The sequence below is a fragment of the Thalassococcus arenae genome (genome assembly GCF_019104745.1).
GTDB lineage: Bacteria > Pseudomonadota > Alphaproteobacteria > Rhodobacterales > Rhodobacteraceae > Thalassococcus_B > Thalassococcus_B arenae.
In genome coordinates this window covers 1,538,154-1,563,327 of record NZ_JAHRWL010000001.1, presented here as the reverse complement: position 1 = coordinate 1,563,327, position 25,174 = coordinate 1,538,154, and the positions used below count along the sequence as shown (strand labels likewise).

Below are 25,174 nucleotides of genomic sequence, written 5' to 3'. Positions count from 1 at the left end.
GGCACCCTTTTTTGTGCCAGCGCGTGCCGGGTCAGGCGGCCTTGGCGACCGGCAAACCGGTAAAGATCTTGTTGTCCACGCGGATCGAAATGCGGCCGTCCGGCAGCGACTTTTCGAACAAGCCCTGCACGGACACGCAGCTGCCCAGAACGATGGTGCGAAGCATGTCAATTCCTCCCCAGGTCAATGACATGCCTTTAGTTAGGCCGGATTGGTAAACAAAGCGAGTCGACATTTGTCGTAGCGACCGGCCTTCGCGGTTGGCACGGGCGGCCAAGCCTTTTCGGATCGCGACACGCGGTCCTCACAGCCAATCGCGCAGGATCGGGATCAGCGGGATATCGGCCGGCGGCATCGGGTAGTCACGCAATTCCCCCACACGGGCCCAGGACAGGCTTTGCCCTTCGCGCGACTGCGGGATTCCTTCCCATTTTCGGCAGGCGAACAGCGGCATCAGAAGGTGGAAATCGTCGTAACTGTGCGAGGCAAAGGTCAGCGGCGCGAGGCAGGACGCCCAGGTGTTGATGCCCAGTTCTTCTTCCAGTTCACGGATCAGCGCGGCTTCGGGGGTTTCGCCCGGCTCGACCTTGCCGCCGGGAAATTCCCACAGACCGGCCATCGACTTGCCTTCGGGGCGTTGCGCCAGCAACACGCGTCCGTCACGGTCGATCAGCGCCACGGCAGAAACGAGAACGGTCTTCATGAGAGGCTCCGAAGCGGGCAGACGCCAGGCGTCCGCCCGGTATGTCACGACCGGTAATCGGCGTTGATCGAGATGTAACCGTGGGTCAGGTCACATGTCCAGACGGTGGCCTGACCCTGCCCCAGACCGATATCGGCATGGATCGTCAGGCTCTGGTTCTTCATGTAGGCCGCACCGTCAGCTTCCTTGTAACTCTCTGCCACCCAACCGTTTTCCGCGACCAGGATATCGCCGAACCGGATCGACAGCGTGTCGCGATCGGCTGCGGCGCCCGACTTGCCGATGGCCATCACGACGCGGCCCCAATTCGGGTCCTCTCCCGCGATCGCGGTCTTGATCAGAGGCGAATTCGCGATGGACAAGGCATGGACGCGCGCGTCGGCATCGCTCGCGGCCCCGGTGACACGCACGGTGACGAATTTCGTCGCGCCTTCGCCATCCTTCACCACCTGATGGGCCAGATCCAGCATCACCGCATGCAGCGCATCCTCGAAAACCGCGTGACCGGTCACATCGACACCCGAGGCGCCGGTGGCCGCCAGCAGCAGCGTGTCCGACGTCGACGTGTCGCTGTCCACGGTGATGTTGTTGAAGGTCAGATCGGTCAGCCGGTTCAGCATGGGTTGCAGGTCGGCACGCGCGATCCTTGCATCGGTGAAGATGTAGACCAGCATCGTCGCCATGTCCGGCGCGATCATGCCCGACCCCTTGGCGATACCCGCGATCCTGACCGGCTTGCCGCCGATCTCGACCGTGGCCGAGGCGCCTTTGGGAAAGGTGTCGGTGGTCATGATGGCCTGTGCGGCCTCGTCGATCTTGGCGGGGTCCAGCGCACCCAGCAGCGCATCCAGCTTGGCGATGATGCGGTCATGCGGCAGGCGTTCGCCGATCACACCGGTGGACGAGGTGAAGACGCGCGATGCCGGCAGGCCGGTGCGCTCGGCCACCGCCTGGCAGATCGCCGCGACCGACCCATCCCCTGCCTTGCCGGTGAAAGCATTGGAATTGCCCGAGTTCACGACGATCGCCGCGCCCGCATCGCTGTCCGCACCGATCTTGGCCTGGCAATCCAGCACATTCGCCGACCGCGTCGCCGAGCGGGTGAAAACTCCCGCCATCGTCGTCCCGGGCGACAGGACAGCAAGCAGCACGTCGCGTCTGCCGGCATAGCGCACACCGGCTTCGGCGGTGGCAAGACGCAGCCCGTCTATCACGGGAAGGTCTGGGAAAGTGTCCGGCGCCAGGGGCGACCGCTGATAGGTCTTGGCCAATTAGTCCTCCAGAAGCTCGACCTTGTTGAGCAGCGACGGGTCGGTATCGGCCGCCGTCGTCTTGGTGATTTCGGCTGCGCCCAGCAGCGACTCGATCCGTTGCGAAACCGCCTTTTCCTGGACTTCGCTGATCAGTTGCTCGCGCACTTCGTCAAACGCCGGCGCCTCGGTCTGGCGGGTTTCGTTCAGGCGGATGACATGCCAGCCGAACTGCGTCTGAACCGGCCCCGAGATCGTGCCCGGCTCCATCGCTTCGACGGCTTCCTGGAATGGCGGCACCATCATGCCGGGGCCGAACCAGCCAAGCGCACCGCCGTTGGGGCCGGACGGTCCGGTGGATTTTTCCTTGGCCAGCTCCGCGAAATCGGCACCGCCGTTCAGCGACTCGACCAGCGCCTTGGCCTCGTCCTCGGTTTCCACCAGGATATGCGATGCGTTGAACTCCATCGGCTGCTCGGCGTCGACATACTGCGCCTGGTAGGCCGCGCGCAGCGCGTCTTCGCTGGCCGCTTCGACGGCAAGCTTGGCCACAACCTCGGCGGCCAGCAATTGCCGGCGTTCGTTTTCCAGCGCGAGGGTCACGCGCTTGGTGTCGGCCGCGGTCGGATCCTGGGCCATGACCTCCTGCTGGATCAGCTGCTCCAGAATACCGTCCCACAGCACGTCATCGGGCAGTTGCTGGTATTGTTCGGGCAGCGCCGTGCGCACGATGATCAGGTGGCCCAGGGTGATGTCTTTCCCGTTGACGGTGGCGACCACGGTTTCGGCATTGGCTTCGTCCTGGGCCGCGGCCGGAAGGGCCAGCACCAGTGCGACCGCCGTGGCGGCCAGGGTCATGAGGGGTTTCTGCATGGAATGGATGTTCCCTGTGGGGCCGCGACATGGGCGGCGTTGACACGCTCTGACCCGCCCCTTACATCGCCCCGGTAGGCTTTTCGCGGCCGGTCGTTCCTGTCTGTTGACATATGGGCTCACCGCGCGGCGGGCAAGCCATAGACGCACGGCGTCAGACAAACAAACAGGTGGGGCAAATCCTCGATGCTGGGAAAAATCGCGCGCAAGGTGTTCGGCAGCCCGAATGACCGCAAGGTCAAGGCCACCCGCCCGCTGGTCGAGAAGATCAACGCGCTGGAAGCCGAGTTCGAGAAGTTCGACGATGCCGGCCTGATCGCCAAGACCGAAGCACTCAAGGCGCGGGTTGCCGAAGGGGCCAAGCTGGACGACATCCTGCCCGAAGCCTTCGCCAATTGTCGCGAAGCCGCCAAGCGGGCGCTTGGCCTGCGCGCCTTCGACGTGCAGCTGATGGGTGGCATCTTTCTGCACCAGGGCAACATCGCCGAGATGAAGACCGGCGAAGGCAAGACGCTGGTCGCCACATTCCCGGCCTATCTGAACGCGCTGAACGGCCGCGGCGTGCATATCGTCACGGTGAACGACTATCTTGCCCGCCGCGACGCGGAGTGGATGGGCAAGGTCTATCGCGCCCTCGGCATGACTTGTGGAGTCGTCTATCCGCAGCAGCCCGAGCAGGAAAAGCGCGACGCCTATGCGTGCGACATCACCTATGCCACCAACAACGAACTGGGCTTCGACTACCTGCGCGACAACATGAAGTCGGAACTCAGTCAGATGTTCCAGCGCGACCACCATTTCGCGATCGTCGACGAAGTGGACAGCATCCTGATCGACGAGGCGCGGACCCCGCTGATCATCTCGGGCCCGGCGCAGGACCGAAGCGAGCTGTATGTCGCGATCGACAAGCTGATCCCCGACCTGACCGACGAGCACTATTCGCTGGACGAAAAGACCCGCAACGTGACCTTCACCGACGAGGGCAACGAGTTCCTCGAGGAAAACCTGCACGCTCGCGGCCTTCTGGCCGAAGGACAATCGCTGTACGACCCCGAAAGCACGACGGTGGTGCACCACGTCAACCAGGGCCTGCGTGCGCACAAGTTGTTCCAGAAGGACAAGGATTACATCGTCCGCGACGGCGATGTGGTGCTGATCGACGAATTCACCGGCCGCATGATGCCGGGCCGCCGCCTGTCGGACGGTCTGCACCAGGCCATCGAGGCCAAGGAAGGCTGCAACATCCAGCCCGAGAACGTGACGCTGGCCAGCGTGACCTTTCAGAACTACTTCCGCCTCTATGAAAAACTGGCCGGCATGACCGGCACTGCGTCGACCGAGGCCGAGGAATTCCAGCAGATCTACGGGCTGGGCGTGGTCGAGGTGCCGACCAACCTGCCGGTTGCCCGGATCGACGAGGACGACGCCGTCTACCGCACCGCGCGCGAGAAATACGAAGCCATCGTCGAAAAGATCAAGGAAGCGCATGCCAACGGTCAGCCGGTGCTGGTGGGTACCACATCCATCGAGAAATCCGAGATGCTGAGCCAGATGCTGACCGCCGCCAAGCTCACGCATAACGTCCTGAATGCCCGTCAGCACGAGCAGGAGGCGCAGATCGTCGCCGATGCCGGCAAGCTGGGCGCGATCACCATCGCCACGAACATGGCTGGCCGCGGCACCGACATCAAGCTGGGTGGCAATGTCGAGTTCAAGGTGATGGAAGCCATCGCCGCCGACCCCGAAGGCGACCCCGAGGAAATCCGCCGCCGCATCGAAGACGCGCACAAGGCCGACGAACAGGCGGTCAAGGATGCGGGCGGGCTGTTCGTCTTGGCCACCGAACGCCACGAAAGCCGCCGGATCGACAACCAGTTGCGCGGCCGGTCGGGCCGCCAGGGCGACCCGGGAAAATCGTCGTTCTACCTGTCTCTGGAAGACGACCTGATGCGCATCTTCGGTTCGGAACGGCTGGACAAGGTGCTCTCGACGCTGGGCATGAAGGAAGGCGAGGCGATCGTGCACCCCTGGGTGAACAAGTCGCTGGAACGCGCGCAGGCCAAGGTTGAAGGACGCAACTTCGACATCCGCAAGCAGCTGCTCAAGTTCGACGACGTGATGAATGACCAGCGCAAGGTGATCTTTGCACAGCGCCGCGAGATCATGGAGGCCGAAGACCTGTCCGAGGTCACCGAGGACATGCGCAACGAGGTGATCGACGATCTGGTCGACACCTACGCGCCGCCCAAGACCTATGCGGAACAGTGGAACATGCAGGGGCTCTACGCCGCCGTGATGGAGCAGTTGGGCGTCGATCTGCCGATCATCGCCTGGGGAGACGAGGACGGCGTGGACCAGGACGTGATCCGCGAGCGGCTCGAAGACGAAACCGCCAAGTACATGGCCGAAAAGGCCGAGGCATTCGGCCCAGAGACAATGCGCCAGATCGAAAAGCAGGTTCTGCTGCAGACCATCGATGGCAAGTGGCGCGAACACCTGCTGACGCTCGAGCACCTGCGCTCGGTCGTGGGCTTCCGCGGATACGCCCAACGCGATCCGCTGAACGAATACAAGAACGAAGCCTTCCAGCTGTTCGAATCGATGCTGGATAGCCTGCGCGCCGAGGTGACGCAAAAGCTGGCGCAGGTCCGTCCGATGACCCAGGAAGAACAGCAGGCATTGATGCAGAAGTTGGCGCAGCAGCAGGCGGCAATGCAGCAGCGTGCCGCCGGTGCCGCTCCGACACGGCCCGCCACACCCGATGCACCCGCGCAACCGGCTTCGGCAGATGCAGGGGCCGGAGCCGCACTGGCGGTAGCCGAACCGCTGGTCGACGGTTTCGACGAAACCGACCCGGCAACCTGGGGCAATCCCGGCCGGAACGATCCCTGCCCCTGCGGATCGGGGAAGAAATTCAAGCATTGCCACGGCCGCCTGGCCTGACCACAACATCTGGTGAACTCGGCACGCAACCCGCCGCAATGACTCCCACGCGTTGCCCCATCGACGCCACCTTTGACCGTCAGGATACCGTGATGTGATGGTCACGGAGGGCGGGATGGCTCTGCTGCAAAACCTCAAGACATATGCGCTGGCCGCAGGCACCCTGGCCGTGGCGTTGGGCCTTGGCGCCTACATGCAATTCTCGGCGGCCAAGCCATCCGACTCGGCCGGACAGACGAATACCCCGCCGCTCGCCGTCACCTCGGTGACGCCGACCTCGACTGCCCTCGCCGTTCCCGAAATGCCGGCGGAACAACCCGCGCTGACGGATTTGCCGGAAACACCGGTCGCCACCGCCGCTTCGGTCGACGTTCCGATCGAACCTTCGCTGCCCGCGCAAACGCAACCCCAGGCACTGGCCTGCGCGGTCGAGATGACCGCCCAGGCCACAGCCGGTGCCCAGGTCGATCTGTCGATCACGGCACCCTGCCACGGCAGCGAACGGGTGACATTGCACCATAACGGCATGATGGTCACCGACACGATGCAGCCTGACGGCACCTTGTCGCTGCGCATCCCCGCGCTGGCCGAACAGGCTGTCTTCATCGCCGCGTTCAATGATGGCGAAGGTGCGATGGCAACGGCCGAGGTCAGCTCGCTGCCGTTCTACGATCGTGTCGTTCTGCAGTGGAAAGGCGAAGCCGGTTTGCAGCTTCATGCTCGCGAATTCGGCGCCGACTATTTCGGCGAAGGCCATGTCTGGGCTGCATCCACCGGCGACCTGGCCGCCACCGCGCGCGGCGAAAGCGGCTTTCTGACCCGGCTGGGAACGAGCAATGCGCCCGAGGCGCTGCTGGCAGAAATCTACAGCTTTCCTGCCGGCACAGCGCAGCGCGTCGGCGAAATCGCGGTTTCGGTCGAGGCCGAGATCACCGCGGCGAACTGCGACACCACTGTCGAGGCCCAGACCCTGGAACTGCGCGGCGAAAACGGGTTGCGGGTGCATGACCTGACGCTCGAGATGCCCGGTTGCGACGGCGTCGGGGATTTTCTGGTGTTGAAAAACGTTGTCGAAGACCTGAAAATCGCGTCCAACTGAGACGGGATTTCACAGGCTTCACATGCGGGTATTGCGTGCGGCGGTCTTCGCCGCACTTTTCCTTTTTTCGCTCGGTTCGGCCCTGGCCGCTCAGGATGTGACCCTGCGGTCGCGCGATGGCGCGATCGAGGTCAGCGGGACGTTGCTGGGCTTCGACGGTGAATTCTATCGCATCCGGTCGCAATTCGGCGAACTGACGCTGGACGGGTCCGGCGTGACCTGCGAAGGGCCCGGCTGCCCGTCGCTGACCGATTTCGTGGCGGAACTGCAGATTTCGGGATCGGCCACGATCGGATCGGTCCTGATGCCGGCGCTGATCGAAGGCTTCGCACTGCGCAACGGCCTGACGACCGAGCGGAAAACGCTGGATGAGACCCATTTCACCTATGTTCTGGCCAATAGCGAAACCGGAAAGATCGTGGGTCGGTTCCAGTTCCGGGTGACCAATACCGACGAGGGTTTCGCCGATCTGTTGGCCGACGAGGCCGATATCGTCATGGCACTGCGCGAGATCCGCGCCTCGGAGGTCCGTCTGGCCGAGGAGGTGGGGCTGGGGCGCCTGACCGATGTCAATCGCAGCAGGGTCCTGGCGCTGGATGCGATGGTGCCGGTGGTGGCGCCAGCCAACCCGGTCGATGCGATTTCGCTGCGCGATCTGTCGCGCATCCTGTCTGGCCAACTGACCAACTGGCGCGAGTTGGGCGGGCCGGACGCGCCGGTCACGCTGCATCTGCGCGACGCCGCCTCAGGGCTGGCGCAAGGGATCGAGGACCGGCTGTTGCGCAACGTGGGTCTGATGCTGCCCGATGACGTGGTGCGGCACGATACCAATGCCGGGCTGGCGCGAGCGGTGGCGCGCGATCCGTTCGGCATCGGGCTGGCCAGCTACTCGGAGACGGGAAACACGAAATCTCTTGTCTTATCAGGGAGTTGCGGATTTCAGATGCGGGCGGCGCGGCGCAGCATCAAGACCGAGGACTATCCGCTGACTTCCCCAATGTTTCTTTACCTGCCCGCACGCAGGTTGCCGGCGCTGGCACGCGACTTCCTGACCTACACGCGATCCGACCCCGCGCAGATCGTGATCCGGCGCGCCGGCTTTGTCGACCAGGCGCCCGAGGAGGTGCCCATCGATCTGCAGGGCGACCGGTTCGCAAACGCGATCTCGGTGGCCGCGGACCCGGCCGGGTTCGCCGAGTTGCAGCGCATGGTCACCACGCTGAAACCGATGCGGCGGCTGACCACATCGTTCCGCTTCGAGGCGGGATCGGCGCGGCTGGATGCGCAGTCGCGATCGAACGTCCAGCAATTGGCACGGTCGCTGGAGCAGCGGGATTACGACGGGCGGACCCTTGTTTTCGTTGGGTTTTCCGATGGCCAGGGACCGGCGGAGGCCAACCTGGAGATCGCCCGCAAACGCGCGCAGGCGGTGCGCGAGGCAGTGCTGGAAGCGGCCGAGGACGCAGACCCGGACCAGATCACCATCCACACCGAAGCCTTCGGCGAGGCGATGCCGATGGCCTGCGACGACACCGGCTGGGGCCGTCAGGTCAACCGGCGGGTCGAAGTCTGGGTGCGCTGAGCCGTCAGAGCAGCCCTTCGGAGCGGAAGCTGAGCGTCGCGGCGCGGCCGATGACGAGATGGTCGTGCAGCGTGATGCCGAAAACCTCGGCCGCGGTCTGGACCTGGGCGGTCATGTCGATATCGGCGCGGCTGGGGGTCGGATCGCCGGACGGGTGATTGTGCAGCAGTATCAAGGCGGTAGCATTCAGTTCCAGCGCCCGTTTCACCACCTCGCGGGGGTAGACGGGAACGTGATCGACGGTACCGCGCGCCTGCGCCTCGTCGGCGATCAGCACGTTCTTGCGGTCGAGATAAAGCACGCGGAACTGCTCGATCTCGCCATGGGCAAGCGCGGCCTGGCAATAGTCGATCAGCGCATCCCAGGAGCTGATGACCGGACGGCCCAGCACCCGCGACTGCGCCAGCCGATGCGCCGCGGCCTCGACGATCTTGAGTTCGGTGACGACAGCCTCGCCCACGCCCGGCACGTCTTCGAGACGGGACCGGGGCGCCGACAGGACACCGTTGAAATCCCCAAAGGTTTCAAGCAGTTGCCGCGCCAGAGGCTTGACATCGCGGCGCGGGATGGCGCGGAACAACACCAGTTCCAGCAATTCGTAATCCGGCAGGGCGGCGGCGCCGCCGACCAGGAACCGTTCGCGCAAGCGGGCGCGGTGATCGCGGATGTAGGAGGGTTGTCGGCCGCGCGCGGCAGCGACGGTCTTGCGCGCCTCGTCGAAGTCGAACAGCGCCGCCTGGCTGTCGGAAAAATGCGGTCCCCGTGTCATGTCCGGCAGGGTGGCGCAGGGGTGATGAAGACCGGGTTAACGAAAGCTGAGCGCAACGGCCCAGGGCATTAACCGGGCGAAACCCGCGGCGCAGCGGCGCGCAGCGGCAGAAACGGCGCCGGCAATCCGTCCTGAATCCCGCGATTTCAGGACGGATTGCCCGAACCGATTCGGGCAGGAAACGGACCCGATCCGAGCAATCCGTCCGATTCGGACGGCGTTCGGGACGGATTGCCGCGAAAAGGCCGGCCCTTGCGGACCGGCCCGGATGACGCTGCGTCAGCTTGGGTTAACGACGCGGCGGCCCGCGTCAGGATTTCATCGAATCCCAGAAGCTTTTCACCGAGGAGAAGAAGCTTTTCGATTCCGGGTTGTTGTCCTCGGACAGATCCTCGAATTCGCGCAGCAATTCCTTTTGCCGCGCGGTCAGGTTGACCGGCGTTTCCACGGCCAGTTCGATGAACATGTCGCCCACCGCACCGCCGCGCAGGGCCGGCATGCCCTTGCCGCGCAGACGCATCTGGCGGCCCGACTGGCTGCCGGGGGGAATCTTGACGCGCGAGCGGCCACCATCCATCGTCGGCACCTCGATATCGCCGCCCAGTGCGGCGACGCCCATCGAGACCGGAACGCGGCAATGCAGTTCGGTGCCTTCGCGTTCGAAGATCTTGTGCGGCTCGACCTCGATGAAGATGTAGAGATCGCCCGGCGGCCCGCCGCGCATCCCGGCCTCGCCTTCGCCGGCGAGGCGGATGCGGGTCCCGGTTTCGACGCCGCGGGGGATGTTCACCGACAGCGCGCGATCCTTGTGGACCCGGCCGTTGCCACCGCAGGTCTTGCAGGGGTTCTTGATGATCTGGCCCAGCCCCGAACAGGTCGGGCAGGTGCGTTCGACGGTGAAGAAGCCCTGGGTGGCGCGCACCTTGCCCATGCCCGAACAGGTCGGACAGGTGGACGGTTCCGCCCCGCCTTCGGCGCCCGACCCGTTGCACGACCCGCATTGCACCGAGGTCGGCACCTTGATGGTCTTTTGCAGGCCGGCATAGGCCTCTTCCAGCGTCACGCGCAGGTTGTAGCGCAGATCGGCGCCGCGCGCGGCGCGCTGGCGTCCGCCGCCCTGGCGACCGCCCATGAAATCGCCGAACAGATCGTCGAACACGTCGGAAAAGGCGCTGGCGAAATCGGCATTGCCGCCGCCGAAGCCCCCCTGGCCAGGCCGCGGCCCGCCGCCCATGCCACCATCGAAGGCGGCGTGACCGAAACGGTCATAGGCGGCCTTCTTGTCGGCGTCCTTGAGCACGTCGTAGGCTTCGTTCACCTCCTTGAACTTGGCCTCGGCGTTGGGTTTGTCGGTGTTGCGGTCGGGGTGAAATTCCTTGGCCTTGGCGCGGTAGGCTTTCTTGATCTCTTCGGCGGAGGCGCCTTTGGAGAGGCCGAGCACGTCGTAATAGTCACGCTTGGACATTCACGTTCTCCTTTGGGGTGGAACGCATGGGGCCGGCGCAGCGGCCGGCCCCGATCGGTTCCACGCCGGCCTCAGGCCCGCTTGTTGTCGTCGAGATCCTCGAAATCGGCGTCGACGATGCTGTCGTCGTCGGCCGCCCCCGCGGCATCGGCCGCCGCCGGTTCTTCGCCGGCCTCCTCGGCCTGGGCCTTGTAGATCGCCTCGCCCAGGCGCATCGCGACCTCGGTGACGTTCTGGATGCCCGACTTGATCTTTTCGGCGGTCGCGTCGTCCTTTTCGAGATCGTCCTTGAGTGCCGCCACGGCCAGTTCGATCGCCTCGACGGTCGACGGGTCGACCTTGTCGCCGTGTTCCTCGACCGATTTCTCGGTCGAATGGATCAGGCTTTCGGCCTGGTTGCGGGCCTCGACCAGTTCGCGGCGGGCCTTGTCGGCCTCGGCGTTCTCTTCGGCCTCGCGGACCATCTTGTCGATATCCTCGTCCGACAGGCCGCCGGATGCCTGGATGGTGATCTTCTGTTCCTTGTTGGTGCCCTTGTCCTTGGCCCCGACGGACACGATGCCGTTGGCGTCGATGTCGAAGGTCACCTCGATCTGCGGCATGCCGCGCGGAGCGGGCGGGATGTCTTCGAGATTGAACTGGCCCAGCATCTTGTTGTCGGCCGCCATTTCGCGTTCGCCCTGGAAGACCCGGATGGTCACCGCCGACTGGTTGTCCTCGGCGGTCGAGAAGATCTGGGATTTCTTGGTGGGGATCGTGGTATTGCGGTCGATCAGACGCGTGAAGACGCCGCCCAGGGTTTCGATGCCGAGCGACAGCGGGGTCACGTCGAGCAGCACCACGTCCTTGACATCGCCCTGCAGCACGCCGGCCTGGATCGCGGCGCCCATGGCGACCACTTCGTCCGGGTTGACGCCCTTGTGGGGTTCCTTGCCGAAGAACTTGGTGACTTCCTCGATGACCTTGGGCATGCGGGTCATGCCGCCGACCAGCACCACCTCGTCGATATCCGAGGTCGACAGGCCGGCATCCTTGAGCGCGGCCTGGCACGGCTTGATCGAACCCTTGATGAGATCACCCACCAGGCTTTCCAGCTTGGCGCGGGTCAGCTTCATCACCATGTGCAGCGGCTGGCCGTTGGCACCCATCGAGATGAACGGCTGGTTGATTTCGGTCTGCGAGCTGGAGCTGAGTTCGATCTTGGCCTTTTCGGCCGCTTCCTTGAGACGCTGCAGCGCCATCTTGTCCTTGGTCAGGTCGACCGAGTGCTCTTTCTTGAACTCGTCCGCCAGGTAGTTGACGATCCGCATGTCGAAATCTTCGCCACCCAGGAAGGTGTCGCCGTTGGTCGACTTGACCTCGAACAGGCCGTCGTCGATTTCCAGGATGGTGACGTCGAAGGTGCCGCCGCCGAGGTCGTAGACCGCGATCGTCTTGCTTTCCTTCTTGTCCAGACCGTAGGCCAGCGCGGCGGCGGTCGGTTCGTTGATGATCCGCAGCACTTCCAGGCCGGCGATCTTGCCGGCGTCCTTGGTCGCCTGACGCTGGGCGTCGTTGAAATAGGCCGGGACGGTGATGACCGCCTGCTTCACCTCTTCGCCCAGATAGCTTTCGGCGGTTTCCTTCATCTTCTGCAGGATGAAGGCCGAAATCTGCGAGGGGCTGTATTTCTCGCCCTTGGATTCGACCCAGGCGTCGCCATTGCCGCCGTCGATGACGGTGAACGGCAGGTTCTTCTTGTCCTTGGACAGGGCCGCGTCGTCGATGCGGCGGCCGATCAGGCGCTTGACGCCGAAGATGGTGTTTTCGGGGTTGGTGACGGCCTGCCGCTTGGCGGGCTGGCCGACGAGGCGTTCGTCGTCGGTGAAGGCGACGATCGAGGGCGTGGTGCGCGCCCCTTCGGAGTTTTCGATCACGCGGGGTTGCGCGCCGTCCATGATGGCGACGCAGGAGTTGGTGGTGCCGAGGTCGATGCCGATTACTTTGGCCATGGTTCGATCCCTTTCTTCATCAGGCGATGTCACGAGGCGAAGGACCCGTTACGGCATCCGGCCCCGCTGTTTCTTGGACATGCGCGAGGGGCGTGCCCCCGCGCGTTCGGACGGTATATAAGTAGGTCGATTTGGGCCTGCAAGCGGCCTGCATCCACCTGTTGCGGCAAATTGGGGAGAAAACCCGTGCATTCGGTCACTGACGGCGGACGGGGCATGCGATGACCGCGGTGATCGAGCGCCGCGGATTCCGGATCTTTCCCGGATCGCTGGACCGGGCCGCGCAGGAAAACCTGGTGGCCGAGCTGCGCGAAATCCTGGCCCGGGCGCCGCTGGTGCAACAGGTCACGCCGCGCGGCCAGCCGATGTCGGTCCGGATGAGCGCCGCGGGACGGTTCGGCTGGATCAGCGACCGGGCGGGATACCGCTATGCCGAGCGCCATCCGCAGGGCATGGCCTGGCCGCCGATCCCGGACGCGGTGCTGGCGCTGTGGCGCGCCCTGGCGGATTGCCCGCGCGATCCCGAATGTTGCCTGATCAACTGGTATGGCGAGGGCGCGCGGATGGGACTGCACCAGGACCGCGACGAGGCCGATTTCGGCTGTCCCGTCCTGTCGGTGTCGCTGGGCGATGACGGGCTGTTCCGGATGGGCAATGTCGAACGCGGCGGGCCGACGGAATCGCTGTGGCTGCGGTCGGGCGACGTGGTCGTGATGGGCGGCGCGGCGCGGCTGGCCCATCACGGCGTCGACCGCATCCGGTTCGGATCGTCCACGCTGCTGCCCAGGGGCGGGCGGATCAACCTGACGCTGCGGGTTGTGACCTGAGCGCGGAGCGGCGCGGCGCCGCGCGATCGGCGAACGAGGGACCGGGGCGCGCAAGACAGGAAAAGGCCGCATCACGACCCGCATATCCGGGGAACCGGATATGCCTGATGCGTGGCGGCGCGGCGTTTGCGGGCCCGGTGGCGGCCGATGACCGGGGCCGGACCGGCGCCTGGCGGGCGGTGATGCCGGCCATGCACACGACCGACATTGCCGCGATCGACACCGCCGGAAAGGGCTGAACCGGCCCGGCACCGGGCGGCTCGGGCGCTGCGGGTGGCGACCCGCGCGGGCAAGAATTTTCAGAAAAATTCTTGCAAAACTCTTTCTTCAAGAGTTTTGCGCGGCCTGGGTTTCCGGCGGGCGCAGGCCATGCGTGGCCGGCAACGCATGGGTATAGACCAGCTTGGCATTCGGCAGGTCGTTGCCCAGGACCTTCTGCCGCGTCGTCTGGGCATCCAGCCCCAGCCCGGTCCAGCGTTCGGTCAACCGGCGTTCGAGGTCTTCCATCGGCACGATCAGCCGGATCGACATGTCCCAAAGCGGGGCGAGGTCGCGCCAGCCGTCTTCGTCGTAGAGCAGGTAGTTGCCTTCGACGATCACGGTGCTGTCGCCGGGGCCGATTTCGCCGGCATCGGCGATGACGTTGTCGGTGTCGCGGTCGAACTCGGGGAAGGTCACCTGGTCGTCGGTCTTGAGCCGTTTGCACAGATCGACGAAGCCTGCGACGTCGAAGGTCCAGGGGGCGCCCTTGCGGTCGAGATGGCCGCGTTCCTGCAGCGTGGCATTGTCGAGGTGGAAGCCGTCCATCGGCACCACGCGCGCGGTTTCGCCGCGCTCTCTCAGCGCATAGCGCAACTGCCCCGCCAAGGTGCTTTTGCCGCTGCCCGGTGCGCCCACCACCGCCACCAGCCTGCGGCGGCCCTGTGCCGGTTGCGCCAGAACGGCCTCGGCCATCGTTTCGACTGCGTTCGCCATATCAACCCTCCACTCCGTCGGGCAGCTTGGCGCCCGTCATATACGCCACCGCATCAGACATGCTGTGGTTCCTGGGGTCAATGACGCACAGCCGTTTTCCCAGCCGATGGACATGAATGCGGTCGGCCAGTTCGAAGACATGCGGCATGTTGTGCGAGATCAGGATGATCGGCACGCCGCGCGCCTTGACGTCCTGGATCAGTTCCAGCACCCGGCGGCTTTCCTTGACGCCCAGCGCGGCTGTGGGTTCGTCGAGGATGATGACCTTGGAGCCGAAGGCGGCGGCGCGGGCCACGGCGACGCCCTGGCGTTGGCCGCCGGACAGGGTTTCCACCGCCTGGTTGATGTTCTGGATCGTCATCAGCCCCAGATCCGAGAGTTTCTGGCGCGCGATGTCCTCCATCCGCTTGCGGTCGAGCTGGCGCAGGATGCGGCCGCGCCAGCCGGGTTTGCGGATTTCGCGGCCCATGAACATGTTGTCCGTGATCGACAGGGCGGGCGACATGGCAAGGGTCTGGTAGACCGTTTCGATGCCGGCCTCGCGGGCCTCGATGGGCGAGCGGAAATTCACTCGCTTGCCTTCCAGCTCGACGGTGCCTTCGTCGGGGATCACGGCGCCGGACACGGCCTTGATCAGCGTCGACTTGCCGGCGCCGTTGTCGCCGATCACGGCCAGGATTTCGCCCGGCATCAGTTCGAAGTCGCAATGGTCCAGCGCGGTGACGCGGCCGTAGCGCTTGACCAGGTTCTTGGCGGAGAGAATGGGCTGGGTCATGCGGCCACCTTTCGGATCCACTGGTCGACGGCGACAGCGGCGATGATGAGCACGCCGATCAACAGGAAGGTCCATTGCGCGTCGGCTCCGGCCAGGCGCAGGCCCAGCGTGAACACGCCGACGATCAGCGCGCCGAAGAAGGTGCCCAGGATCGACCCGCGCCCGCCGAAGAGCGAGATGCCCCCGATCACCACGGCGGTGATCGATTCGATGTTCAGAAGCTGGCCCGAGGTCGGCGAGACCGACCCGATGCGCCCGATCAGCGCCCAGCCGGCGAAGGCGCAGATCAGCCCGGCGATGGCATAGACGGAAATCAGCGTCGCCTTGACGTTGACGCCGGACAGTTCCGCCGCTTCGGGGTCGTCGCCGACGGCATAGACATGCCGGCCCCAGGCGGTGTGGCGCAGCACGTAGGCCAGCACCAGCACCAGCGCGACCATGAAGATCACGCCATAGGTGAACACGGCGCCGCCGATGTTGAACTTGGTGCCCAGGAATTGCAGCAGCGGCGCCTGTTCGGCGATGTCCTGGCTGCGGATGGTTTCGTTGGCGGAATAGAGGAAATTCGCCGCCAGCACGATCTGCCACATGCCCAGCGTGACGATGAACGGCGGCAGGCGCATCGCCGCCACCAGCCAGCCGTTCAGCGCGCCGATGGCGGTGCCGAAGGCCAGCCCGCAAAGCACCGAGATTTCCACCGGCAGGCCGTAGCGGAAGGTGAACTGGCCCATCACCACCGACGAGATCACCGCGATGGCGCCGACCGACAGGTCGATGCCGGCGGTCAGGATCACCAGCGACTGCGCGGCGGCGACGATGCCGACGATCTGCACCTGCTGCAGGATCAGCGTCAGCGCGAAGGGCGAGAAGAACCGCGAGCCCAGCAGCAGGCCGAAGATGACGATGGCGCTGACCAGCACGATCAGCGGCACCAGCGCGGGCGTCACGTGCAGGGCGTGGTGGAACTTGCCCAGCAGGCCCTTTTGATGTTCGTCGAAGGAGGCGACCTCGGTCGCGGCCTGCGAGGCGGCGGATTCGTAGTTGTCGCTCTGGCTCATGCTTGCGGCCCCTTGCCTGGTCTTGCGTCGTGCCGAAGGGCGGCGGCCCGCCCTTCGGTCATCATGTCGGACGATGCGGTATCGAACGATGCGCGGGTTGCGCCGCCGGGTTCACACCCGCGGCTACGCCCGTGATCGCGCCGGACCCTCCACCGGAGGGTTCGCCCGGCGGCAGAGCCGCCGGGTTCAATCCCCGGGGCTTCGCCCGTGATCGCACCGAACCCTCCACCGGAGGGTTCGCCCGGCGGCAGAGCCGCCGGGTCTGTGCGATCACCCCCAGCACAGCTCCATGCCCTTGGCGGTGTCGATCGATTCGACCCCCTCGGCGGGCTTGTCCGTGACCAGCGCGACGCCGGTGTCGAAGAAGTCCTTGCCCTCGGACGCCTGCGGCTTGACGCCGTCGGCGGCCCAGGCCGCGATCGCCTCGATGCCCAGCGACGCCATCAGCAGCGGATATTGCTGCGAGGTCGCGCCGATCACGCCGTCCTTGACGTTCTGCACGCCGGGGCAGCCGCCATCGACCGACACGATCAGCACGTCGTTTTCGCGCCCCACGGCCTTGAGCGCCTCGTAGGCGCCGGCGGCGGCGGGTTCGTTGATGGTGTGCACGACGTTGATGGTCGGATCCTTGGCCAGCAGGTTTTCCATCGCGCGGCGGCCGCCCTCTTCGTTGCCGTCGGTGACGTCGCTGCCGACCAGACGCGGATCGGTTTCGTCACCGATCACGTTGGGGTCGGCCAGGTCGACGCCGAAGCCGTCAAGGAAGCCCTGGTTGCGCAGCACGTCCACGGTGGGCTGGCTGACGTTGAGGTCCAGCGTCGCGATCCTGGCATCCGCCGCGGCATCGCCCAGCGTCGCCTTGGCCCATTGCCCGATCAGCAGACCGGCCAGGTAATTGTCGGTGGCAAAGGTCATGTCGGCGGCATCGATGGGATCGAGCGGCGTATCCAGCGCGATGACCAGGATGCCGGCGTCACGGGCCTGCTGGACGGCGGGCACGATGGACGAGGTGTCGGAGGCGGTCAGCAGGATGCCCTTGGCACCATTGGCGATGCAGGTCTCGATCGCCGCAACCTGGGTTTCGTGGTCGCCGTCGATCTTGCCGGCATAGCTGTTGAGCGTGATGCCCAGTTCGGCCGCCTTGGCCTCGGCGCCTTCGCGCATCTTGACGAAGAACGGGTTGGTGTCGGTCTTGGTGATCAGGCAGGCGCTGACGGCATGGCTGCCGGCCTGCGCGGCCCCGGTCAGAGCGGTCACGGCCAGCGCCGTTCCGGCGAGAAGTCTTTTCATGGTTTTCCTCCCAGTTTTCCGGGGCGACTCGGCACCCGGCTGATGCTGATGCTGGCCAAAGATTTACCTTGCGTCAATATTTAAATCAGATTGATTTATTTATTCGCATACGGCTAGAATGCGGATCAGGGAGAGACCCGTGAACAGCATCATGACCCTGGGGCGCGATAGGTCCGGCAACGGCATGGGCCGCACGACTTCGGACGTGCGCGGCCACAACGAACGCGAGATGCTGACGCTGCTGCGCAATATGGGGCCGTCGTCGGGCGCGTCCATCGCCAAGGGGCTGGGCGTGTCGGCGCAGACCGCCTCGGTCATCCTGCGGTCCCTGGAAGAAAGCGGTTTTGTCGAACGGCTGGACCCGGTCAAGGGCAAGGTCGGCAAGCCGCAGGTGCCCTATGCGCTGCGTGCCGACGGGGCGTATTCGGTCGGGCTGCGGCTGGGCCGGCGCAGTGCCGAGCTGACCCTGGTGAACCTGCTGGGCGAACCGGTCTGGGACAGCGTCATCCGCTACCCCTATCCGACCCCGATCGCGATCGACGATTTCGTCCGGGACGGCCTGGATGAAATCGCCGGCGCCGGGCATTGCCCCGACATGACGCGCGTGGCCGGGATCGGCGTGGCCGCGCCGTTCGAGCTTTGGAACTGGCTGGAGGGGCTGGGCGCGCCGAAGGACAGCGCCGATCTGTGGCGCGATCATGCCTTTGAAGACGCGTTTGCCGCCTTTACCGACCTGCCGGTCTTTGTCGGCAACGACGTCAACCTCGCCGCGGCGGGCGAGGTGATGTTCGGCGTCGGGCGCGACCTGACGGATTTCGCCTATTTCTACCTGGGGGCCTTTGTCGGCGGCGCGGTGGTGCTGGACGGCCGGGTCATGCAGGGCGGGCGCGGCAATGCCGGCGCCTTCGGCAGCATCCCGGTCGGCGATACCGGTCGGCCCGACCACCAGTTGATCCACCAGGCGTCGATCTATCGGCTGGAACGGCAGATGGCCGCCGCATTGGGACGCCCGGTCAACCTGCGCGCCGAGGAGCGGCTGTGGTTCGACCGCGAGACCGAGGTGCGCGCCTGGCTGGAGACCGCGGCGACCGGGCTGGCGCAGGCCATCGTCGCGGTGGCGGCGGTGCTGGACGTGTCGGACGTGGTGCTGGACGGGGTGCTGCCGCCGGTCTTCCGGACCCGCGCCCGCGCCATGGTCGAGGCCGAGATCGCCCGGATCGACCAGCAGGGCCTGAACGCCATCCGTGTGCACGAGGGCTGCCTGGGCGAACGGTCGGGCGCGCTGGGCGCGGCCTATCAGCCGATCCTGGTGCGGATCTTTTCCGGCTGAGCGGCGGCCCGGTGGCTCAGCGCCGTGCGCCCCACGAGGCCGAGGCGTGCTTGCGGGTGTAAAACTCGCCCATCAACCCGATCATGATCAGCGCGACGCCGACATAGAAGGCATATTCCCAGGTCGAGTTGCGCGGGTTGTAGTCGACGAAGGCATAGCCGCGCGACTGGTCGATGGTGTGGAACAGCGGGTTCCAGTCGAACATCACCAGCATGTAGGTCGGCAGCGTGTTGGCCACGAACATCTTGCCCGAGGCGATCATGTTGGCGCGCTGGTAGACGGTCGAGATGATGCTGACCGGGGTCGGGAACCAGGGCTTGAGCGCGAGGAACACCATGCCGATGCCGGCACCCGAGAACCAGGCCAGCAGGACCATCGCCATGCAGCCGATCGGATCGTGGATTTCCTGCATGACGAAGGGATTGAAGGCGACGTCGTAGACGAACAGGATGGCGAACAGCGACAGGATCTGGATGTAGAGCGTGCTGAGCATCGCCGCGGCGATGGCGATGGCGGTGTTCATCGGCGCGTGCTGCATCATCGGGCTGGCCGGCCCTTCGGACCCCATCACCGCGCCGATGGTCTTGGTGTGGGTCATGTAGAGGAAGATCCCGGTCATGATGTAGATCATGAAATCGCCGCGCAGCGCGGTGCCGCGCAGGCCGAGGATCTGGAACATGAAGAAGAAGGCCATGACGAAGATGATCGTCTGCAGCATGTTCATGAAGATCGCCATGAAGGCGTTGCCATGCGCCTTGCGCACCGACCGCACCGTGTTGTGATAGACCAGTTCGGCGATGTAGAGCGCCGAACCCAGGCGGGTCCGCTTGGCGTGGGTCTGAAACATCTGCGCACTGCTCCGATGACGCGGGACCGGCAGTTTTCTTGCCGTTTTGATTTCGCGGCAGCATAAGGGGCGCGGGATTGCAAATCAATGAACCGCGTCGCGGCGCGGGCGGATGGAGCGCTATCGTGAATTATTCCGAGCTGACACGGGTGATGCGCCGACTGGCGATCGAGGCGGGCGAGAAGATCATGGCGATCTACGAGTCCGACGATTTCGACGTGAAGGTGAAGTCCGACGCCAGCCCGGTGACCGAGGCCGACGAGGCGGCGGATGCGCTGATCGCGGCCGGTCTGCGCGCGGCGTTTCCCGATGTCGCGCTGGTGACCGAGGAACAGGCCGACAGCCACGGCGTCGAGGCGATGACCTTCCTGATCGTCGATCCTCTGGACGGCACCAAGGAATTCATCAACCGCCGCGGCGATTTCACCGTCAACATCGCGCTGGTCGAGGACGGCGCCCCGCGCCGGGGCGTGGTCTATGCCCCCGCCAAGGGGCGGATGTTCTACACCACCGCGACCGGCCAGTCGGTCGAGGAGACCGGACCGTTCGACCCCGAGACGCCGGGCGAGACCACGCCGATCGGTGTCAGCCAGCCCGACAACGACGCGCTGATGGTGGTGGCGTCGAAATCGCACCGCGACCAGGCGACCGACGACTATATCGGGCAATACGCCGTCAAGGACATGCGCAGCGCCGGGTCGTCGCTGAAATTCTGCCTGGTGGCGACGGGCGAGGCGGACCTGTATCCGCGCCTGGGCCGGACGATGGAATGGGACACCGCCGCCGGCCATGCCGTGCTGGCCGGCGCGGGCGGCCACGTGATCCGCTTCGACGACCACACGCCGCTGGCCTATGGCAAGCCGGGTTTCGGCAATCCCTTCTTCATCGCCTACGCGCCGGGCGTGGAGCTGAAGGGCGGCTGAGCGATGGCGCCGCCGGTCAGCGTGGTGATCGTCAGCCGGGGCCGCCCGGCGGCGTTGCAGCGTTGCCTGACCGCGGTGGCGCAACTGGATTACCCCGAATTCGAGGTGGTCGTGGTGGCCTGCGAGGCGGGCCGCGCAGCGGTCGCCGCGCGCGACGATGCGGCGGCGATCAAGCTGGCGGCCTGCGACGTGGCCAATATCTCGGCCGCGCGCAACATCGGCGTGGCAGAGGCGTCGGGCGATATCGTGGCCTTCATCGACGACGACGCGGTGCCCGAACCGCTGTGGCTCAGCCACCTGGCGGGGGCTTTCGCCGATCCGCAGGTCGCGGCGGCGGGTGGTTTCGTGCTGGGGCGCAACGGGATTTCCTTTCAGTGGCGGGGCCGGATGGTGGACGGCAACGGGCGCACGACCGATGTCGAGCTGGACCCGGCGGAACCCACGGTGCTGCACGGCCAACCCGGTCTGGCGGTCAAGACCGAAGGCACCAACATGGCCGTGCGGCGCGACGTTCTGGCCGCGATCGGCGGCTTCGACCCGGCGTTTCACTATTACCTGGACGAAACCGACCTGAACCTGCGGCTGGCGAAGGCCGGGCGCGCCACCGCACTGGTGCCGTTGGCACAGGTCCATCACGGCTTTGCCGAAAGCCCGCAGCGCGCCGCCGACCGCAGCCCGCGCGACCTGTTCGAGATCGGCGCGTCGGTCGCGGCTTTCCTCGAGCGTCATTGCGGCAAGGGCGCGCGCAAGGTGGCGCTGGCCAAGCACCGGGCCGAACAGCGCATGCGTTGCCTGCGGGCGATGCAGCGCGGCCCGCTGGGGGCCGATGACGTGGCGCGGCTGATGCGGCGGTTTCGCAAGGGCGTGCGCGACGGCCTGACCCGCGTGCCCGCGCCGCTGCCGCCGATCCCGCAGGCCACGCAGCCGTTCCGCCCCTATCCCGGCCGCCCGGAGGCGCCGCGGCGCGTCATCGCCGGGCGCGTCTGGCAGGCCACGCGCAAGCGCGCCGAGGCGGCGCAGGCCGCGCGCGACGGGGCCATCGTGTCGCTTTACCTGTTTTCGCCCACCGCGCGCCGTCACCGGGTGCGCTTTACCGAAGACGGCGTCTGGGAACAGACCGGCGGGCTGTTGGGCCGCAGCGACCGGACGGACCCGCCGCTGCGCCTGACCACTTTCGCCCGGCGGTTGCGACGGGAAATCGCGCGCACGGCCCCGGTGCGGCAGGCGCAAGGGCCCGACGGTGACCAAATGTAGACGAGAATTCCCCTTAATGTCCGGAGAATATCGTTTTAGAGACGGGCCGAACCCTGTATCGTGCCGGAAAACGGCCCCGCACCGCGAAAACGCGATGGGGATGAAGGAGCAGCCGAATGAGAAACAAGGTCACGAAAGCCATCTTTCCGGTTGCCGGGCTTGGCACGCGCTTTCTGCCGGCCACCAAATCGGTGCCGAAGGAAATCATGACCCTGGTCGACCGACCGCTGGTGCAATACGCCATCGACGAAGCCCGCGCCGCCGGTATCAAGGAATTCATCTTTGTCACCTCGCGCGGGAAAAGCGCGCTGGAGGATTATTTCGACGAGGCGCCGCAACTGGAACAGACGCTGCGCAAGGCCGGCAAGACCGAACTGCTGGAAATCCTGAAATCGACCAACATGGACAGCGGCGAGATCGCCTATATGCGCCAGCACAAGGCGCTGGGGCTGGGTCACGCGGTGTGGTGCGCGCGGCGCCTGGTCGGCAACGAACCCTTTGCGGTGATGCTGCCCGACGATGTGATCGCGGCGGAAAAGCCCTGTCTGCAGCAGATGGTCGAAGCCTATGCCGAGACCGGCGGCAACATGGTCGCCGCGATGGAGGTGCCTTCGGACAAGACCAACGCCTACGGCATTCTCGACATCGGCGAGGACATGGGCGCCATGGTGTCGGTCAAGGGCATGGTCGAAAAGCCCAAGACCGGCGAAGCGCCGTCGAACCTGGCGGTGATCGGTCGCTACATCCTGCATCCCAACGTGTTGCGCAATCTCAACAGGATCAAGGCCGGCGCCGGGGGCGAGATCCAGCTGACCGACGCCATCGCCGCCGAGATCGGCACCGAAAAGGGCGTCTATGGCTACCGCTTCCGCGGCCAGCGTTTCGATTGCGGGTCCAAGGCGGGTTTCCTGCAGGCCACCGTGGCCTTCGGCCTGGCGCGGGACGACCTGCGCGACGACCTCGAAACCTATCTGCACGAGCTTTTGGCGGCGCGCAAAGCGGCGGAATGAACCGGTGACGACGGTCCTGGTCACCGGTGGCGCCGGCTATATCGGCTCGCACGCCTGCAAGGCGCTGGTGGCCGCCGGGTTCACGCCCGTTACCTATGACAATCTGAGCACCGGCTGGAAACAGGCGGTCAAGTTCGGCCCGTTCGAACAGGGCGATCTGGCAGACCGCGCCCGGCTGGACGCGGTGTTCGAACGCTGGCAGCCGGCGGCGGTGATGCATTTCGCCGCGCTCAGCCAGGTCGGCGAGGCGATGGCCAAGCCCGGCCTTTACTGGCGCAACAATGTCTGCGGATCGCTGACCCTGGTCGAGGCGGCCTGCGCCGCGGGCTGCCTGGATTTCGTCTTTTCGTCGACCTGCGCCACCTATGGCGAGCATGACACAGTGGTGCTGGACGAAGACACCCCGCAAGAGCCGCTGAACGCCTATGGCGCGTCCAAGCGCGCGGTCGAAAACATCCTGCATGATTTCGAAGCCGCGTTCGGCTTGCGGCACGTGATCTTTCGCTATTTCAACGTCGCCGGCGCAGACCCCGATGGCGAGGTCGGCGAATGCCACCGCCCGGAAACGCACCTGATCCCGGTGATGCTCGAGGCGATCGACGGCCAGCGCGACGCGCTGACCATCCACGGCACCGATTACGACACGCCCGACGGCACCTGCATCCGCGACTATGTGCACGTCTGGGACCTGGTCGAGGCCCATGTGCTGGGCCTGCGCTGGCTGCGCGAAGGCCAGCCGAGCCGGGTGTTCAACCTGGGCACCGGCACCGGTTTCTCTGTGCGCGAGGTGATCGACGCCTCGCGCGCCGTCACCAACCGGGCGGTGCCGTTCACCGAAGGAGCGCGCCGGCCGGGCGACGCGACCAAGCTGGTTTCGGGATCGACGCGGGCCGGGCAGGAACTGGGCTGGCGGCCGCGGCGGTCGACCCTGCCCGACATGATCGCGGATGCCTGGCGCTGGCACAAACATGGCCCCTACGATCGCTGAACCCACCCGCCTGCTGGACCTGACCCGGTTGGTCAGCCGCGCGGGGCAGGTGCAGACCGGGGTGGACCGTGTCGAATATGCCTATCTGGCGCGGCTGCTGGAGGGCGCGGCGCCGCTGTTCGGGCTGGTGCGGACGTCGCTGGGGTTCGTGCTGCTGGACCGGGCCGGCTGCGCGGGGCTGAAGGCGCGGCTGGATGGCGGCGGCTGGGGCCCGGCCGACCGGCTGGCGCGGATCAAGCCGAAGCTGGACCCGATGCGCGCCCGGGCCGAGGCCGATCTGCGACGGATCTGCCTGGACCGTTGCCTGGCCGTCCGGTTGTCGCGGATGCTGGCCCGGCACCTGCCCGAGGGCGTGCATTACATCAACACCGGCCATACCAACCTGACCGAACGGGTGCTGAGCGCGCTGCGGCTGCGCAAGGCGCGGGTGGCGGTGATGGTGCATGACGCGATCCCGCTGGATTTTCCGCATTTCCAGCGACCCGGCACGGTCGAGCCGTTTCGCGGCTTTCTGCGGCGCGCGGGCGCGCTGAGCGACCTGGTGATCTGCAATTCGCAGCACACGCGCAACCGGCTGGCGGCGCATCTGGACCCGCTGGGCCTGACGCCCGAAACGGTGGTGGCGCCCCTTGGGGTGACCCCGCCGGTTGCCGGGCCGCCGCCGGATGGACCCTGGACCGGCAAGACCTGGTTCGTGACGCTGGGCACGATCGAGCCGCGCAAGAACCACGCCCTGCTGCTGGACCTGTGGGACGAGGTGCCTGATGCCCATCTGCTGGTGATCGGCAACCGCGGCTGGAACAACGCGGCGGTCTTTGCCGCGCTGGACCGCGGCCATCCTCGGATCCACGAATTGACCGGCCTCCCGGATATGGATGTTTTCGGCCTTTTGCGGGAATCGGCCGGTCTGCTGCATCCCAGCCTGGCCGAGGGCTACGGCTTTCCCCCTGCCGAGGCGGCGGCGCTGGAAGTGCCGGTTTTGTGCAACGATCTGGAGGTCTATCGAGAGATCGTGGGAGATATTCCCGTTTACGCTGATGTATCGGACCGCTATCTTTGGCTGACAACGATAAAACGACTGGTTGACGATCATCGCGAAGGGCGGAAGAGCGGCACGGCACCAAGGTTTCGGGCACCCGGCTGGGACGCGCACTTCAACACCGTGTTAACGCTGATCTGATAGCCGCGATAACGGTTTGGACCGGTACGCCGGTCAAGAGGG

The 25,174-nt window shown here is 65.8% G+C and carries 23 protein-coding genes; 11 read left to right on the top strand and 12 right to left on the bottom strand.

Going from position 1 to position 25,174, the window contains the following annotated elements; translation table 11 throughout:
* Window positions 1-31: 31 nt before the first annotated feature.
* From KUH32_RS18565 to KUH32_RS07650, 4 genes are all read right to left on the bottom strand, one after another.
* Window positions 32-166: a hypothetical protein gene (locus KUH32_RS18565; RefSeq protein ID WP_284438320.1), complete on the bottom strand. Its 135-nt coding sequence runs from the start codon at window positions 164-166 to the stop codon at window positions 32-34.
* Between the two features lie 138 nt (window positions 167-304).
* Window positions 305-703 (bottom strand): 8-oxo-dGTP diphosphatase MutT, encoded by a 399-nt coding sequence (gene mutT, locus KUH32_RS07660; protein ID WP_217777444.1) that lies wholly within the window; start codon window positions 701-703, stop codon window positions 305-307.
* A gap of 44 nt (window positions 704-747) precedes the next feature.
* On the bottom strand, window positions 748-1,974 hold the full coding sequence (gene argJ / locus KUH32_RS07655) for a bifunctional glutamate N-acetyltransferase/amino-acid acetyltransferase ArgJ (RefSeq protein ID WP_217777443.1): 1,227 nt from the start codon (window positions 1,972-1,974) through the stop codon (window positions 748-750).
* Complete coding sequence (locus tag KUH32_RS07650; RefSeq protein ID WP_217777442.1) at window positions 1,975-2,826, bottom strand: peptidylprolyl isomerase; 852 nt, start codon at window positions 2,824-2,826, stop codon at window positions 1,975-1,977.
* A 186-nt stretch (window positions 2,827-3,012) separates the two neighbouring features.
* Between KUH32_RS07650 and secA the strand changes: the two genes are divergently transcribed.
* The 3 genes from secA to KUH32_RS07635 all read left to right on the top strand — a co-directional run bounded on the left by secA (window position 3,013) and on the right by KUH32_RS07635 (window position 8,450).
* Window positions 3,013-5,769 carry a preprotein translocase subunit SecA gene (gene secA, locus KUH32_RS07645; protein WP_217777441.1) on the top strand — a complete coding sequence of 919 codons (2,757 nt, stop codon included), beginning with the start codon at window positions 3,013-3,015 and terminating at the stop codon, window positions 5,767-5,769.
* Window positions 5,770-5,884: 115 nt separating this feature from the next.
* Window positions 5,885-6,868 carry a translocase gene (locus tag KUH32_RS07640; RefSeq protein WP_217777440.1) on the top strand — a complete coding sequence of 328 codons (984 nt, stop codon included), beginning with the start codon at window positions 5,885-5,887 and terminating at the stop codon, window positions 6,866-6,868.
* 22 nt (window positions 6,869-6,890) lie between these two features.
* Window positions 6,891-8,450, top strand: coding sequence for a substrate-binding domain-containing protein (locus KUH32_RS07635; protein WP_217777439.1), 1,560 nt, complete (start codon window positions 6,891-6,893; stop codon window positions 8,448-8,450).
* Window positions 8,451-8,454: 4 nt separating this feature from the next.
* Here the strand turns inward: KUH32_RS07635 and radC are convergent, their stop codons facing one another.
* The 3 genes from radC to dnaK all read right to left on the bottom strand — a co-directional run bounded on the left by radC (window position 8,455) and on the right by dnaK (window position 12,675).
* The gene (radC, locus tag KUH32_RS07630) at window positions 8,455-9,219 is read right to left on the bottom strand and encodes a RadC family protein (RefSeq protein ID WP_217777438.1); all 765 of its coding nucleotides are present in this window, start codon (window positions 9,217-9,219) and stop codon (window positions 8,455-8,457) included.
* Between the two features lie 310 nt (window positions 9,220-9,529).
* Complete coding sequence (dnaJ, locus tag KUH32_RS07625; RefSeq protein WP_217777437.1) at window positions 9,530-10,684, bottom strand: molecular chaperone DnaJ; 1,155 nt, start codon at window positions 10,682-10,684, stop codon at window positions 9,530-9,532.
* A 71-nt stretch (window positions 10,685-10,755) separates the two neighbouring features.
* Window positions 10,756-12,675 (bottom strand): molecular chaperone DnaK, encoded by a 1,920-nt coding sequence (dnaK, locus tag KUH32_RS07620; RefSeq protein WP_217777436.1) that lies wholly within the window; start codon window positions 12,673-12,675, stop codon window positions 10,756-10,758.
* Window positions 12,676-12,896: 221 nt separating this feature from the next.
* Between dnaK and KUH32_RS07615 the strand changes: the two genes are divergently transcribed.
* Window positions 12,897-13,502 (top strand): alpha-ketoglutarate-dependent dioxygenase AlkB family protein, encoded by a 606-nt coding sequence (locus KUH32_RS07615; protein WP_217777435.1) that lies wholly within the window; start codon window positions 12,897-12,899, stop codon window positions 13,500-13,502.
* Window positions 13,503-13,609: 107 nt separating this feature from the next.
* Window positions 13,610-13,741 carry a hypothetical protein gene (locus KUH32_RS18560; protein ID WP_284438319.1) on the top strand — a complete coding sequence of 44 codons (132 nt, stop codon included), beginning with the start codon at window positions 13,610-13,612 and terminating at the stop codon, window positions 13,739-13,741.
* An 88-nt stretch (window positions 13,742-13,829) separates the two neighbouring features.
* Here KUH32_RS18560 and KUH32_RS07610 read toward each other — a convergent pair whose 3' ends face one another.
* The 4 genes from KUH32_RS07610 to KUH32_RS07595 form a co-directional block, all read right to left on the bottom strand.
* A complete protein-coding gene (locus tag KUH32_RS07610; RefSeq protein ID WP_217777434.1) occupies window positions 13,830-14,477 on the bottom strand; it encodes a nucleoside/nucleotide kinase family protein in 648 nt (215 codons plus the stop codon).
* Window position 14,478: 1 nt separating this feature from the next.
* Entirely contained in the window at window positions 14,479-15,252 is a 774-nt protein-coding gene (locus KUH32_RS07605) for an ATP-binding cassette domain-containing protein (protein ID WP_217777433.1), read from the bottom strand.
* The gene (locus tag KUH32_RS07600; RefSeq protein WP_217777432.1) at window positions 15,249-16,310 is read right to left on the bottom strand and encodes an ABC transporter permease; all 1,062 of its coding nucleotides are present in this window, start codon (window positions 16,308-16,310) and stop codon (window positions 15,249-15,251) included. Before KUH32_RS07600 ends, KUH32_RS07605 begins: the two co-directional genes overlap by 4 nt.
* Window positions 16,311-16,580: 270 nt before the next feature.
* On the bottom strand, window positions 16,581-17,600 hold the full coding sequence (locus tag KUH32_RS07595) for a sugar ABC transporter substrate-binding protein (protein ID WP_217777431.1): 1,020 nt from the start codon (window positions 17,598-17,600) through the stop codon (window positions 16,581-16,583).
* 139 nt (window positions 17,601-17,739) lie between these two features.
* Between KUH32_RS07595 and KUH32_RS07590 the strand changes: the two genes are divergently transcribed.
* Window positions 17,740-18,930: an ROK family protein gene (locus tag KUH32_RS07590; protein WP_217777430.1), complete on the top strand. Its 1,191-nt coding sequence runs from the start codon at window positions 17,740-17,742 to the stop codon at window positions 18,928-18,930.
* Between the two features lie 16 nt (window positions 18,931-18,946).
* Here KUH32_RS07590 and KUH32_RS07585 read toward each other — a convergent pair whose 3' ends face one another.
* A complete protein-coding gene (locus KUH32_RS07585; protein WP_217777429.1) occupies window positions 18,947-19,777 on the bottom strand; it encodes an ABC transporter permease in 831 nt (276 codons plus the stop codon).
* A 125-nt stretch (window positions 19,778-19,902) separates the two neighbouring features.
* Between KUH32_RS07585 and cysQ the strand changes: the two genes are divergently transcribed.
* The 5 genes from cysQ (at window position 19,903) to KUH32_RS07560 (ending at window position 25,132) form a co-directional block, all read left to right on the top strand.
* Window positions 19,903-20,700 carry a 3'(2'),5'-bisphosphate nucleotidase CysQ gene (gene cysQ / locus KUH32_RS07580; RefSeq protein WP_217777428.1) on the top strand — a complete coding sequence of 266 codons (798 nt, stop codon included), beginning with the start codon at window positions 19,903-19,905 and terminating at the stop codon, window positions 20,698-20,700.
* Window positions 20,701-20,703: 3 nt separating this feature from the next.
* Window positions 20,704-21,954, top strand: coding sequence for a glycosyltransferase family 2 protein (locus KUH32_RS07575; protein ID WP_217777427.1), 1,251 nt, complete (start codon window positions 20,704-20,706; stop codon window positions 21,952-21,954).
* A gap of 116 nt (window positions 21,955-22,070) precedes the next feature.
* On the top strand, window positions 22,071-22,964 hold the full coding sequence (gene galU, locus KUH32_RS07570; protein ID WP_217777426.1) for a UTP--glucose-1-phosphate uridylyltransferase GalU: 894 nt from the start codon (window positions 22,071-22,073) through the stop codon (window positions 22,962-22,964).
* A 4-nt stretch (window positions 22,965-22,968) separates the two neighbouring features.
* Window positions 22,969-23,952: a UDP-glucose 4-epimerase GalE gene (gene galE, locus KUH32_RS07565; protein WP_217777425.1), complete on the top strand. Its 984-nt coding sequence runs from the start codon at window positions 22,969-22,971 to the stop codon at window positions 23,950-23,952.
* Window positions 23,933-25,132 (top strand): glycosyltransferase family 4 protein, encoded by a 1,200-nt coding sequence (locus KUH32_RS07560; RefSeq protein ID WP_217777424.1) that lies wholly within the window; start codon window positions 23,933-23,935, stop codon window positions 25,130-25,132. Before galE ends, KUH32_RS07560 begins: the two co-directional genes overlap by 20 nt.
* Window positions 25,133-25,174 lie beyond the last annotated feature (42 nt).